This is a genomic window from Luteolibacter sp., from assembly GCF_039920825.1.
GTDB lineage: Bacteria > Verrucomicrobiota > Verrucomicrobiia > Verrucomicrobiales > Akkermansiaceae > Luteolibacter.
Genome location: NZ_JBDSCX010000038.1, coordinates 184,935 through 198,802, shown reverse-complemented (window position 1 = coordinate 198,802; position 13,868 = coordinate 184,935). Strand labels below are relative to the sequence as shown.

8 protein-coding genes are annotated in these 13,868 nt (G+C 60.7%); 1 reads left to right on the top strand and 7 read right to left on the bottom strand.

Annotated features, from left to right (window positions below):
* Positions 1-54: 54 nt before the first annotated feature.
* The 3 genes from ABIQ96_RS10010 to ABIQ96_RS10000 all read right to left on the bottom strand — a co-directional run bounded on the left by ABIQ96_RS10010 (position 55) and on the right by ABIQ96_RS10000 (position 4,608).
* Complete coding sequence (locus ABIQ96_RS10010) at positions 55-1,323, bottom strand: hypothetical protein (protein ID WP_348214439.1); 1,269 nt, start codon at positions 1,321-1,323, stop codon at positions 55-57.
* Complete coding sequence (locus tag ABIQ96_RS10005; RefSeq protein ID WP_348214438.1) at positions 1,320-3,326, bottom strand: sigma-70 family RNA polymerase sigma factor; 2,007 nt, start codon at positions 3,324-3,326, stop codon at positions 1,320-1,322. The genes ABIQ96_RS10010 and ABIQ96_RS10005 overlap by 4 nt, the downstream gene beginning before the upstream one ends.
* A 97-nt stretch (positions 3,327-3,423) precedes the next feature.
* Positions 3,424-4,608 carry an ABC transporter permease gene (locus tag ABIQ96_RS10000; protein ID WP_348214437.1) on the bottom strand — a complete coding sequence of 395 codons (1,185 nt, stop codon included), beginning with the start codon at positions 4,606-4,608 and terminating at the stop codon, positions 3,424-3,426.
* A gap of 415 nt (positions 4,609-5,023) precedes the next feature.
* Between ABIQ96_RS10000 and ABIQ96_RS09995 the strand changes: the two genes are divergently transcribed.
* Positions 5,024-6,292 (top strand): Ig-like domain-containing protein, encoded by a 1,269-nt coding sequence (locus tag ABIQ96_RS09995; protein ID WP_348214436.1) that lies wholly within the window; start codon positions 5,024-5,026, stop codon positions 6,290-6,292.
* Between the two features lie 214 nt (positions 6,293-6,506).
* Here the strand turns inward: ABIQ96_RS09995 and ABIQ96_RS09990 are convergent, their stop codons facing one another.
* The 4 genes from ABIQ96_RS09990 to ABIQ96_RS09975 all read right to left on the bottom strand — a co-directional run bounded on the left by ABIQ96_RS09990 (position 6,507) and on the right by ABIQ96_RS09975 (position 13,362).
* On the bottom strand, positions 6,507-7,325 hold the full coding sequence (locus ABIQ96_RS09990) for a metallophosphoesterase (RefSeq protein ID WP_348214435.1): 819 nt from the start codon (positions 7,323-7,325) through the stop codon (positions 6,507-6,509).
* Positions 7,325-8,230, bottom strand: coding sequence for a diacylglycerol kinase family protein (locus ABIQ96_RS09985; protein ID WP_348214434.1), 906 nt, complete (start codon positions 8,228-8,230; stop codon positions 7,325-7,327). The genes ABIQ96_RS09990 and ABIQ96_RS09985 overlap by 1 nt, the downstream gene beginning before the upstream one ends.
* Before the next feature lie 2 nt (positions 8,231-8,232).
* Positions 8,233-8,775 (bottom strand): lipocalin family protein, encoded by a 543-nt coding sequence (locus tag ABIQ96_RS09980; RefSeq protein ID WP_348214433.1) that lies wholly within the window; start codon positions 8,773-8,775, stop codon positions 8,233-8,235.
* Between the two features lie 429 nt (positions 8,776-9,204).
* A complete protein-coding gene (locus tag ABIQ96_RS09975; RefSeq protein WP_348214432.1) occupies positions 9,205-13,362 on the bottom strand; it encodes an autotransporter-associated beta strand repeat-containing protein in 4,158 nt (1,385 codons plus the stop codon).
* Positions 13,363-13,868: the final 506 nt, after the last annotated feature.

Genomic DNA, 13,868 nt, shown 5'->3' with positions numbered 1-13,868 from the left:
GCCTGTTAGTCGGGGCTGCCCCCACGGTTTTCGTTCCGGTCCATCCGCAGTCCCTCAACGCGCCGGCGATTTGCTTCCTTGCCGGGCCTCGTCGATCTTTTTGACGAGGTTCTGTTTGCCCTTGTTAGCTGGCAGTTGATCGAGATAGCCGGCGGCGCGGTCGGGATCGCGGTCGGCGATCATCCACGCGTACTCCTGTGTGGCCTTGTCGCGCAATTCTCCGGGCGGGATTTTTTCCAGCCATTTCGCAGGGAGATCGGCGTCCTCGATGGAGCGGCTTGCGATTTGACGCACAAGCGGATGAGAGACTGCGTTTCCCTGTTGGGCAGTCCACGCGGCCCATTCGGCCGGATCGATCTTGAGGAACCAGTCAACCCACTTTTCCGGGTCGGCAAGATCGCCACGGGAGGCGGATTGTTCCGCGACGTGAAATCGTTCCGCAGGCGTGAACTCGGAATCGATCAAAGCGATCGCCTGATCGGCGGGCCATTTGTAGAAATGCCCCGCGATTTCACGGGTGTAATCCTCGCGGATCTTGGCCAGCACCGGGGAAGGATTTTTCTCCTGAGCGCGGCGCAGGGCGGCGAGGAATCGCTGGTGGTCCGCAGGCTGCTTAAGCCTGCTACCGACGAAACCGCCAAGGTGGGCAAGCGCGTCGGGATCAGCGGTGAATTCAGGAGAAACGGCGTGAGCGAGCATCTTATCGGGATCGCTGGTAGCCAGTTCCAGCAGCACGCTCGTGCGGATGCCGGTGGTGGCGAGGTCGGGATTTCCGCGAGAGGATTCCTCGTCGAACTGTTGGAGGGTATGTTTGCTGTCCTCCAGGAGGCAGTTCCGAAAGGCATCGTCGAAAAGGCCCTGCCAATCCGGGAGATCGCGATGGGCTTCAAGATAGTCCCGCCAGGCGAGGGGGGCGGTTCGGGAGAAAATCTCGCGGCAGGCATCAGCGAGGCTGTTCTGTTCCATTCCGGCCGACCGTGGATCGGAGCGCAAAAGATCGAAGAAGCGCGAGATGTCGTCTGCGGAAAACGCGCTGGCCGCGAGAATGAGTTGTTTCATCCGTTCCGGATCGGCGCGGGTCTGATGGTTCCGGGATGCGGCGAACTCTTTGATGATCTCATCGCGGACCAATTCGAACTGCTCCGCCGTCGCGTTCGGTTTGATTTCGTTGGCGGCGGCGCGGTCGGACCGCTTTGCTGTCGGCGCGGGCTGTTCCGCCATCAAGCGGGCGGTTTCAGCATTCAATTCGGAGAGCTTGGAATGCCGGGCGATGCCAATAGCGGCAACGGCCGCGATGGCGGTGGCGATGAGGATGGGCTTCATGGGTTTGAGCGGGGAAGTTTCTGTTGGAGCGATTCGAAACGGAGAATCGTCTCAGCCCGCTTCGTAGGGTCCTTGATCCTGCGGGCCTGCTCGAGCGCTTGGGGCAGGAACTCGGGAAACTCTTCGAAATCACGGCGGTTCAGTTCTTCGGTGACGTCCCCGTCCCGGATGACCTCGCGGGCAGCGAGATCTTTTAAGGACTGCTGTATTTGCCCTCTCTCCCGATCCGCGGCTGCGGCCTTCGTGGTAGTAAAAATTTCCTCAGCGTCGTCCGGGATGTGGGTTTGCAGCCAGGCCAAGGCGTCGCTGTCCACCGCAACACGATCCGGCCGGGGGTGGGTGTTGTAAGGCGTTTCCAGAATCCTCATGGCTTGGGATTCCGCGATGATCCGCCGCTCGGATGGATCGAGATCGAGAGTTTCCATGATCCTGCCGGAAATCGGGCTATCGACGGGCTGCCGTTCGGCGTCGAACAGAAACCGCTCGATGGTCTCCCGGCGGTCCATCCCCCACCGACCCTGCGATCGATCTTCCGGGATGAATTCGCGGATCCACGGAAGGAATTTCGCAAACGCATCCACCATGAAATCGGCGGTCGCGGCGTTTTCCATGGTTCGGTCGTTTAGCATACCCATCGCATCGCGGAGCACATATCCCGGATACACGTCGTCGGACAGCGTCACGATCTCGCGGGCAAGCGGGGAACCGGAAAGAATGAGCGGCGCGGCCACCGCTGCCTGGTATTCCATGAAGGCGTGCCAGTTCCCGCCGGCAGGCTTGGATTTGAACTCTTCCAGCCATCGCACGGCGGCTTCCGGTTCCCCCGCCGTCCATTGGTAAAGAGCTTCCTGAACCCCGGCATTCAGGACCAGGGGTTGCTGCGGATCGGCCGAGCAGGCGGTGCGGACCGCGAGTCCGGGATCGATCTTTGCCAGCGCCGTGATGAGATGGCGAAGCAGATCGGTTTTCCCCTGCCACATGCCGGGCAGCGTGAATGTCTGCGGAATCAGCGTTTCGAGTTCTTCGGCTCCGAGAGTGGCTAACATTTCCTCGAACTCGATTCGCTTCAGAACGGTCCGGTCGGCTTCCTGCTGCGCGCGCTGGAGGATGTCGATGGTGATCCGTCTCTTTCCCGTGCTAACAGTTCGGGTGGCCGTCGTGCCTGAAGCCCTGCGGACCGCCGGCTCTTGGGATGCGAGTGATTCGCGGAGCCGGTCGTTGTGCGCGGCGGCGCGGGAAATGGCGAGCTGCTGCAAGCCCAGCGGGGAAAGCAGGATCAGCAGCGCGATTGGCAGGGTGGCTTTGGATTTCATGGCCATGAACAAGGTGAGTGAGGTGGTGGAATGGGCGGCGGCTCCGGCGAGCGCCTTGGCGGCGACGGATTTCAGCAATGCGGGCGGCGCTGCATTCGCGGATTGGGCGGCGAGCCCGGATGTTAGAGCGACGGCGGAAAGCATCACGCCCTTGCCGCGCAGGATTCGGGAGAGCTTGTCGAGCGCGCGGCGGCATTGCTTCTGCACGGTGGCCGCCGGGCGTGAGACTTCATCGCCGATCTGGTTGAAGGATTTTCCTTCGAAATAATGCCGGAGCAGGATGCGGCGGTCCGAGTCCCGAAGGCGATCGAGCGCGAGATCGAGCACGGGCAGGGCGGTATTCCATGCGGAGGAATCCGCATCGCCGGTGGTGGCGATCCCATCGGGATGGACGAGTTGTTTCCGGCGTTGGTGGGAGGCTTCGGAGCGCATGGCTTTGCTGGATTCGAAGAGCGTGGCGCGGTGGAGCCAGGCCGGCAGACGGTCCGGATGCCTGGCCAGTCCCGCCGCCTTGCGGACGACCGCACAGAGGACGTTCTGGCTGACTTCCTCGGCGATCTGCCGGTCGCCGGTACGGCGCAGTGCGACGTGATAGATGAGCCCGAGGTAACGGCCCGTCAGTTCGTCGAATGCGGCTTCATCGCGATGGCTGGCGAAGCGGGTGAGAAGGTGGCCGTCGGTTTCCTGCATGTCTTTTTGCCCATGTAACACCCTGCCACATCCGGCAGCGGACAATTTTTCTCAAAAAACCACGTCCCGCTTTCCGCAAAGAAAGCCGGCCGGTTTTTCACGACTCGCGCAAACCGCTCGCAATCGAAAGCCGCGCCGCGCGGATCGCGGGGAAAAGTCCGCCGATGACACCGATGACCGTGGCGAAGATGATGGCCATGACCAGCAGGGCGGGGGTGACGCGGAAGGCAAAGGTCACCTGGCTGAAGGTTTGCCAGTTGATGGTGGAGGCGCGGTAGCCGTCGAATAACAGATAGGCCCCGCCCGCGCCGAGGATGCCGCCGAGGATGGAGAGCACGATGGACTCGGTGAGCACGGAGAAGATCACGGGGCTGGTGCCGAAGCCGAGGGCGCGCAGGGTGGAAATTTCCCGGGTGCGGGCGGCGACGGCGCTATACATCGTGTTGAGCGCGCCGAACAAGGCGCCGATGGCCATCAGGCTGGCGATGAAGAAGCCGATGGTCTTGATGAAATGGGTCACCAGCGTGGATTGCTCTTCGTAGAACTCACTCTGGCGCGCGACTTTCACCTCCAGCTTCGGGTTGGTGGTTAGAGTATCCTTGAAGGTCGCGAAGGAATCCGGATTGGCCAGTTTCACATACACGGATTGGAAATCATCGCGGTGATAGGCAGGCTGGAGGACGGCGGCGTCGGTCCAGATTTCCGACTCGGCGATGCCGCCCTTCGAGGTGAAAATACCGACCACCGTCCACAGGTTCTGGCCGACCTTGATTTGCTTGCCGACATCCAGTCCGGCGAAGGCGCGTGCGGCACCGACGCCGACCATGATCTCGTTCTTCCCCGTTTCAAAGCGACGGCCTTCGATCAGGTTGATGTTGCCCCGCACTTCGAAGGCTCCCTGTTCCACACCCCGCAACGGCACATTCGCATCCGTGCCGGTGGAGTACTTGGGGAGATTGATGATGACGAACAGCTCGGCGGAAGTGATCGGCCCTTTGGCGTTAGTTGCGATGCCGGCGGCGTCCGAGATCGTGCGGACGGTGTCGCGGTCGAGGCCGCTGGTCATTTCACTATCCGATCCGGAGCGCAGGACCACGGCCACATCCGGCGAGCCGGATGCCGTCATCGCCTGGCGGAATCCCTCCGCGATCGCGAGCACGCCCACCAGCACGCCGACGACTCCGGCAATCCCGATGGCGGCGGTGAGCGCCGCGCCCTTGCGCTGCGGCAGCGTGCGGAGGTTGAAGAAGGCCACGGAGACCAGTTGGGTGAGGAAGGACATTTTGCTCGATCAAAGAATGAACCGCTTAGGCGCGAAGGTTGCAGAGAAAACGCAAAGATTGGAATTCTTAATTCCTTTGCGCCACCCCTGCGACCTTTGCGTCTTTGCGGTTCAGATTCATGGGTTTGTCCCCACAACCGGGTATGAGACAATCTCCAAATGCGTTCCCGCCTTGGACCAATCCACATCCAGAATGGGGTGGTGTTGTTGCCCACCACTTTCAGTTTCACCCATTCTTGGTTAGCCAACCGGAGTTAGGTACCCAGTATCCCAACCGACTGTTGGAATCCCCGCCCTGAAATGAACCTTCCCCAACGATCCCACCGCCAGTTCAAGCACCTGGCCTGGGCCGAAATCATCAAAAATCCGCTTGTATTTACAAAGTGAATCCTCTAATTCATTTCGTACTTTCGCCATGAAAACTCAACCATTCCCCGAAAACCCCAGCCATTCGCAGGCTTCCCGCCAACTCCCCACCGAGGGCACCTTCCGGTCCCTCTTCGTCGCCCTATTCACCTTCGTCACGATACTGGTCACCGCCGCCATGGTGTCGCCCATCGTGGCATCTGCGGAACCGACCTCCGTTGAGATCGGCACCGTCTGGTTTCCTGCTGTCGATACCGGCGTTGGCCCTGAGAACTTCAAGGTCGCCACCTTCAGCGTCACCCCTGCCACTTGGGTCGCCGGGTCGCGAATCACCATCGAAGCCGTCACCACTTACGAGCAGGCCGAGGCCACCAACGGCGAGGGTGCCAAACGCTACCCGGGCAATGGCTGGCTCCGTGTCAGCTTCCCCGGGAAAACCCCGGCGCAGCTGGAAGTGCATGATCCTTCCGCGCCAAAGACCTACGGCGACCTGAACTCCCGTTACCTGCCGCCCACGGAGGTGGGTGGCGTCGCTTGGTATCGTGTGGGTGAAAATGCCGCGAGCCCGGCCATCCGCCCCGGAACCTTCCACTTCTCGATCATCGCCCCCACCGGCAGCGAGCACTTCGTTTGCCCGAAGGTGGAAATGTTCGTTGAATACCTGGCCCCGAATCCCGCGTTCACCGGTCAGACCCTCAACAGGATTCTCCCCCTCCTGCCGACATCGATCGCACAGACCAAAAACACATCCATCACCGCCATCGCTCCCGGAGTCCAATGGGGCGCCGAGCCGAAAATCGCCATCAAGGTCACTTCTCCCGGCGGCGTGCCGACCGGGCAGGTCGACGTCACCGGGTCGGATGTTTCCGGCAGCGCCATTCTTCATGCCGATGGTGCGGTCGCTCGCGCGACGGTCTCGCTGCCCGGCACCTTGCCGGTGGGCGAGCACACCCTGACCGCCACCTACCTTGGGGACGGCACATTCCTCGGCAGCAGCACCACCACGAGCCTCCTCGTCAGAAAACGTGAAACCAAACCCGAGGTGCGGGTCACGAAAAAGCCAGGGGTGCTCACTGCAGGCGGGATCCGTGTCGCCGTCGGTTCTCCACTCCCGATCAAGCCCGGTGGCGGTGTGACGGTTAACCTCAGGAAGGGCGACGGCACCCGCAAGGTCACCGGCACCTTGAAAAATGGAATCGCCGAATTGCTTCTCCCCGCCCTGCCCGCGGGCACCTGGCGGATCGTGGCGGTTTACGCCGGCGATGACCACTATCGGGCATCGGAATCAACGGCGATCGAGCTCCATGTCGGCGATTGAGTGGATCGCGGCCCCCGCCTCCGCTCTCGGCAGGACACCGCTCCATCTGACAGATCGGGTCGGAGGAAGGACATTTTGTTCGATCAAGGATTGAACCGCTGAGGCGCGAAGGTTGCGAAGAAAACTCAAAGATTGGAATTCTTAAATCCTTTGCGGCCTTTGCGGCCTTTGCGTCTCTGCGGTTCAGATTCATGGGCCCGCTGTTGCCCCCCGATCAGGCAATTTTCCACCCGTTTTCAACTCGCCGGAAAACCTTGGCACCTTCCGGATGGAACCGGTCGCCATGCCATCGCCAGAGTTCGATTTGGATCGTGTCCGGTGCGAGTTGGATCAAATGGAAACCGTTCGGCTCACCTTTGAGTCGGGTGGAGCAGATGGAGGGCGCTTGGGAAACGACGATCCTTCGCTCGGAATCCGCCGGCTCGGGGAAAAGGCAGATTTTCGATTGATGGAAATGACCTGCGAGCAAGAGATCGATTTTTGAGGTCTCGAAAAATTTTCTGACCAACGATATCGGCGCAACCAGCGCGCGTTCCTTTTCGCCGGATCCCACGACCGGATGATGCATCCCGAAAACCCGCAGGAGGCCTTCCGGGACCGTTTCGAAAAAAGTGGCCAGCGCGTGGATTTCAAACGGACTGAGGAAACCGCGCGACCAGTCGAGGTGCAGGCCGAAGGGGGTGGAGGAATTCGCGGTGGCCAGCGCGCCGATGTCGCCGAGCTGCCGGTTAGGTTCTTCGATTTCGGAAATGTATTCCCGGTAGCGGCCGAAGGGTGAAAAGAACCGGTCCAGAATGTGGTTCAGGCCGGGCACGTCGTGATTGCCGGGAAGGGTGACCCAGGGCTGCGGGAGTTCCCTCAACCACGCCCGCGCCAGCTCGAACTCGAAGCGCCGGCCGCGCATGGAGAAATCCCCGGAGACCACCGTGAGGTCCGGCTTCAGTTCCACGGCGAATTCCACCGCAGCCCGTGAAATCCGCGGATCGTAGGCTCCGAAGTGGGGGTCCGAGTAATGGAGAAGCTGGAAGGACATCAGGAAGGATCGCTTTTGGGACGCAGGACGTTCAACGCACGGGGCAGGATTTCGAGGCGGCAGGGCAGGGAGATCCGCAGGATTTCTCCGTCGATCATGGCGGGAATGGTTTTGCGGCGCTTCACGTCGAGGATGATTTCGGAGCTCTCGATTTTCGTCATCTTCTCCATGTCCAGCAGCTTGCCGGTGAGGTAGCCGAGGGCGGCGTGCAACATCTGGCCGCGGCTGAGGTGCTCGGAAACATACGCGGTGAGTTTGCCGGAAGCGAGATTCTTGCGCTGGGGGATGAGGCCCACGCTCTCCTCGTAGCTGCCGGGCGAAAAAGCGGTGAGCCGGGTGCGGCGGTGATAGGTTTTCCCCTCCGCGCTGATCGTCAGGTTCAGCGCTGGCGACGCCACGGCCACGGTGGCGATCTCACGGGCAATGCGCAGGGATTTCACCCACCACGAGCTGCCATGGAAACTCTCGCGGGCTTTGGCGAGCGCGGGGTAGAAGCCGATCACCGTGGTGCACAGGCAGTATTCGCCATTCACCTTGAGCAGGTCGATCGGGAGGGTCTCCGCATCCAGCAGGCTCTCCGCCGCTGCGAAGGGATCGAGCGGGATATTCAAATCGCGGGCTTCCAGGTTGAAGGTGCCGAGCGGGAGAACGCCCAGCGTTTTTTCCGTGCCGTGCAGCAGCCGCGCGGCGGTGGTGATCGTGCCATCGCCACCGCCGACGATCAGGACTTCCCCGGCGGACTCCGCTTTTCCCTTCAGGGCGGCTTCGAGCTGGTCCGGCTCGACCACGCGCAGATCGACGGAATGCCCGCGGCCGGTGAAAATCTGTTTGAGGCGATCCTGCTGCGCGGCCTCCTCGAAGAGGCCTTCGCCGGATTTGCGGTTGATGACGATCTGATAGTTCATGTTCAGTCGGTGATGCGTTTCGGATTGAAGTAGAGGCTGCCGGTAGCATAGCCGAGTTCCCGCGCACGTTGCATCTGCCCCTGAAATTCCTCGCGTCCATCGGCGGGATTTTTCGAGAGAAGCCACAGGAAATTCTTGTCAGGCGATCCCACGACGGCGCGGGTGTACGGCGGATTCGTTTCCAAAATCCAATAATCGCCTTCGAAGAGAATCGCGGGAAATGGGTCGAAGCGGACCAACAGTTTTCCCGGATCCGCGGGGTCGGGCTGTCTGGCGTTTCCGTCGATCGAGGTTCGGGCGCCGTCATTTTTCAGCCCCTCGTTGCTCACGCTTAGGGTGCCGTCGGACTTGGCTCGGTAGATCGCCTTGGCGGCGACGAGATTGTTCTCAAAGGTATTGGGCAGGCGGGCGATCTCGTGCCACACGCCCGAAAACTTCGCAGCATTGAGTTCGCGGACCGTGGGCTGGCTGGCATGGGGACGGGCGCAGGAGAGGAAACAGGCGCTGAGTGCGGCCAAAGCCATGAGGTGCGGGAGATTTTTCATGGAGGGAGAAAGGGACCGGGCGCAGGACCCCTGTTATCGCAGGAGCTGTGCCACCGCACCGATGCAATGGTGCGTAGGTGGTCCGGGCGGCGAGAATGGGTGTGGTTTGCGGAATGCTCCTTTCCGCGCAAAGACCATTGCAAAACGCGATAACCACTCCACCCGATGCGCACGCCTTCTGCCCCTCGTCCCGTCCTTCGGTCCGACGCGTCGGTCGTTTCGGGGGCATCGATGGTTTCCGAAAAATGAACGCCACCCACCGATTGATGCTTGTTGATGGGGGCCGACTCTATCAACACGCCCGCCCGCATCGCCGCAGAGCGCCGGCCCCCATGCAAAACTCCCCGGCAGGGAATGCCTGCCGGGGAGTTTGGTTGTTCAGGAAAAAACGGCCCCGCAGGCGGAAACCCGGTCGCGGGGGCCGTGGGATCATTCGGTGGCAACCACGCGCACGAACTTGCGGGCGCTGTTGACCGGGACCAACGCTTCCTTGCGCACATAGTCGGGGATGTCCTGAGTGGCGCTGTTGGTGATCGTGGCGGTACTGGCGGGCCACGGGTTTTCCAGCATCGTTGCGCTTTCCCGCAAGACATAGGTGCTGGTGCCGGTGGCACGTTGGTTCCAGCGGACGATCAGGCCGGATGGCGTGCTCTGGAAGGTGGACAGCGAGCCGGTTGAGGCGGTGGGTGAGGTGCCGAACAAATATTCCTGAAGGTTCGTGAAGCCATCGCCATCCGGATCATCCGTGCGGGCGCGTTGGCCGGCGTTCGGGATCTGGGCGGACCAGACGGCATACGGATCTGTTTCCGGCCCGGCGGTCACTACCAGCAGTCCGTTTCCTTTGATACGGGCCGTCTGGATGATACCGGGAGTTGGGTTGTCTGATGCTCCATAGGTTCCCGGATTGACCGTCACGCCAGCAAGTGTCAGACGGTTAATCGTGTCAGCCCCGCCTGTCAGCAGATTGAGCGTGCCACTCGCAGCGATGGAAACATTCGCGGTGTCTGCCAGACACGGGAAGCCCATCCGGAGTTCACCTTGCACGACGGTGGTATCCCCGGTGTAGGTGTTGGTCCGGCGCATCCACATCGTTCCCCCACCGGTCTTGGTCAAAGGCGAAGTGAATGAATTGACGTTTCTCAGCACGGCATCCACGTCGAAATCAACGGCGTCGGTGCCAGTGACGTCGGCCACTTGGAAGGTCGTCCCAGGCAAGGCTCCCGATCCCAACGAAGCATTGGCATTCGGCCCCGTCCCAGCGGTGATGATGGCGGAGGGTTCGATACTGTCACCGCCGACCACGAGGGTGCCGACGAAGCAAAGGTTGGTGTCAAATCCGGCGATGGCAACTCCATCGCTGAGTGAGACATCACCATTGTTCAGCGTGAGGTTGGACACGAACGCGACGTTGTTGTTGCCGCCGTTCAACCCCGAATTATTGATCACAACGGAGGGCGCGTATTGCGGCAGCACGGAGGATTCACCAAGGGGCGCGATGCCGTCGAGTGCCAGGGTGGCACCCCCTTGGACGGTGATCACGTTGCCCGGAGTCATTGCCCCACCCACGCAAAACTGATCAGGGCCATTACCCGCACCTTGTGGAGGGTTGGATACAAGCGCCAAATATCCGTTATAGGTGCCAATGCCGGGAGATCCGACAGTGATGCCGCCAGAAAATGAATTGTGGGAATTGGTGAAGCGCACGGCATTGATGCCATTGACCTCCACATGTCCCGCACCCGAGATTTCCCGGTCAAAGTTCAGATCACCTGTCACCGCATGAAATTCCAGTGTGGCTGGAATCCCCGACGGACTATTGACCGCGATGTTGGACGCAAAGCCGTTGTTTCCACTGTTGAAGCTGATCTTGAGTCGGCCCTGGTTGATGGTCGTGGGCCCGGTGTAGCCATATCCCTGAACGGGAATATTGATGAGTTCCTGGGTGCCCGGGCCATTCTTGACGAGGGAGACGGCACCTGCGTCACCTCCACCATTGCGGATGATGCCTCGGAACGTGTGGTCCGTGGCATTGTTGAGCGTCAAGGTGAGGGCGGCGGCGTTCGGCGTGTAGCCCGTTTGGTTGCTCTCGTCATTCTGAACGATATTGATATTAGCGGCCACGGCGGTCGTGCTGCTGAGACCGGCGATGGTCTGGTTAAATCCGCGGAGGTTCATGGTCACCCCGTAGAAGGTTCCGTTGTCGATGGATACCTCGCTGTTCGGGCCGAACTGGTTGGCAGCAGCCATGTTCAAATAGACGTTCGATCCGCCATTTCCCAAGACCACGCTGCCACCGATGGCGGTGGTCGCGCTGCCGGCATCAAGCACTCCGCCATAGACCTTGGTGAGTCCGGTGGCGGCCGTGTTGTTCCCGGTAAGGTGCAGCACGGCAGGACCCGTCTTTCGAAGACCCATTCCCGGTCGGTTCAAGTCCCGCGAGAGGGTGGTATCAATGATGGTGTTCAGGCCCAAGGTGGAACCCGCTGCGAAACCGCCGAGCGACAAGTCGGTGTTGATGTTCGTTTCGGTGAATTCGAAACCGACATCGAGCCCGAGGGTCGCGCCATTTCCGACCACGATGTTGGAAGCTGTCCAAGACCCTGTGTTGCCGCCATAAAGTCCCGAGATACGGCTGAAATTCAAGGATCCGCCGGTCACCGTGGTTGACCCGGTGTAGCTGTTGTCACCGTCGAGGGTGAGGCTGCTGGCACCCGTCTTGGTAAGGCTGCCGATGGACCCGGCGGCATTGGAGATGTTTCCTCCGAAGTTGGTCACGGAGGTGGCGTCGCCGATTGACAGGTTGGTGGTTCCGGCTCCGTTGCCGAGAACGATGGCTCCGAAAGGGCCGGCGATGCTGGAGACGGTCGGCGCGGGCGAGGTGAATTTGACCGTTCCGCTGGACATGCTCAGGGCGCTGGTCCCCAACGAACCATTGCTCGCGGCGGTCAGCGTGCCTTCATTCACCGAGGTGATCCCGGAGAGGGAGTTGTTCTGGGCGAGTGTCACGACGCCGCTGCCTGAAACCGTCAGGGCACCCGCTTGGACCGTGCCGTTGAAGTTGAGATTGCCTGAACCCGTGTAGGTCAGGTCGGTGCCGAATACCACAGGCCCGTTCAAAGTGACATTTCCAGAATTCGCAACCGTGAGGCCATTGCTGACGGTTAGCGCCGCTCCGCCGATGGTGTAGGCGCTGGAGCTGTTGAAAGCCAGCGAGAACGCCGTGAGCGGCGAGGAGACGTTGATGGTTTTGTTGGCACCCGTGCTGTCGAAGGTAAGTGCCGAGGTGGAACTGAAGGCGTTGGGAGCGCCACCGTTGGTCTGCTTCCAATTATTGTCCGCGCCGGCGATCCAATTGCTCCCGGTGCCACCGGTCCAGGTGAGGGGAGCCGTAATGGATTCCGCCGTTCCCAGCGCGACGAATTCCCGGTAGCCGACCCAGCCGTTTTCCTGACTGTCGAAGTGGAATTGGATCGCGGCGACGCCGGTGGCCAGATAGCCGGATTCAGCGGCAAGGGCGGTGTGGGTCGAGTTTTGGTTCCCACCCGTGTGGTTGACGACATGGGCGAGCGGGATGAAGACCCCCGGGGCGTCCCACTTGGAATAGAGGATGGAGAAATCCTGGTTGTCCCGTCCACTGTTGACCCACGCTCCGAACGAATCAAACGACGAGATGTTATAGCCCTTCGTATTCGTGGTGGTATTGAGCGGGAAGATGACGGAGGTGTTGTTCAAAGGACCGACGCTTGATCCGAGATCGGTGTAGGTCCCGACGGAACCATTGGTCAGAGTCGCCCAGCTTGATGAAGTGATCTCGTTGTTGCCGTGGTTTGTATCCGCCGGCGCGGAGGGGGTGTTGGCCGTCGCACCGTTCAGCAGATTGAGACCGCCGGGAAGTGTCCAGATGTTGGTCGAGTTGGACTCGTTGAGCGCGGTGATGACCGGTGTCGGAGGCTCGGAAGCCCGAACGACCAACTCGCGGAAGCCGGTGTAGCCGTTTTCCTGGTTACCCCCGAAAGTGACCCTGATGGAGTGAACGCCTTGGGCAAGGTAGCCGGTGGAGTCGGTCAGGTTGATGTGGGTGCAGTTGTTGGGGTTGCCGCTGTTGTTTTCGAAGCTGCCGATGGTGATGAAGTTGGTTTCATCACCCACCACCGAATACGCAAGAGTGTATTGCTGGTTGTCCCGCCCGCTGTCGCCCCAAGCGCAGTAGGAATCGAAGGAAGTGATGTTATAGCCGGTGGCGTGCCCCGCCAGATTCAACGCGAATGTGACCACCTCGTTATTGGGAGGTGCCACGCTCTGGGCATTTTGACTCGGAGTTCCCAGCGCCCCATTGGTCGTTATCGTCCAATCGACGGACGTGCCCTCACCGACGCCACCACTGGCGGCTGAGGTAGCCGGGGTTGGGGTGGCTGCGGCAAGCAGATTGGTGCCTGTAGGAAGTGTCCAGGGAATTGGGTTACCCCCGGGAACGCTGGCCTGTTCGTTGAACTGAATGACGCCGGCTGAGGCGGGGATACAGGCGAGAAGGGGGGTGACACAGACAATGAAGGACTGTGGAAAGAGACGTGGATATCGGAATTTCATCGGTAGGATTTATACGGGTTGGAACAGCGGGCACCTCCGAAACCCGCACAACCTTTGCGCCAAGATCCGCGGAAGTGCCCGCCATTCCTGGAACCTCGCCGCCGCCCTCTTCAAGCGATACCTACATATTTCTGGTGTATTTTCGCAACTCACAGAAAGTCAGGGAATCATTAGCTAATATTTTCAAAACTCAGAATATCCGCCTTCGGCAGGTAGGTCCTGATGGCCTGTTGCGGAGGCTGGCCCGAGGTCGGCTTTCCTATGCACGAAGGTCAGTGGATCATGGCTCTGCTTTCAAAATCCTTACCCGAAGGGTTCCCCGTAACCTGTGAAAAAAAACCTGCCCGTTCTGCGGATATTCAGATCGTTGTGGCGTCGGCCCGGCAAATGGCGGCCCTCCCGCCGCGCTACAGCGGACATGCGGACCGATCAATTCCAAGACGCGAAGGAGCAAATGGGACGGAGGCCGGCAAACTCCCCCTACTCCACGCATTTGAGACATCTCC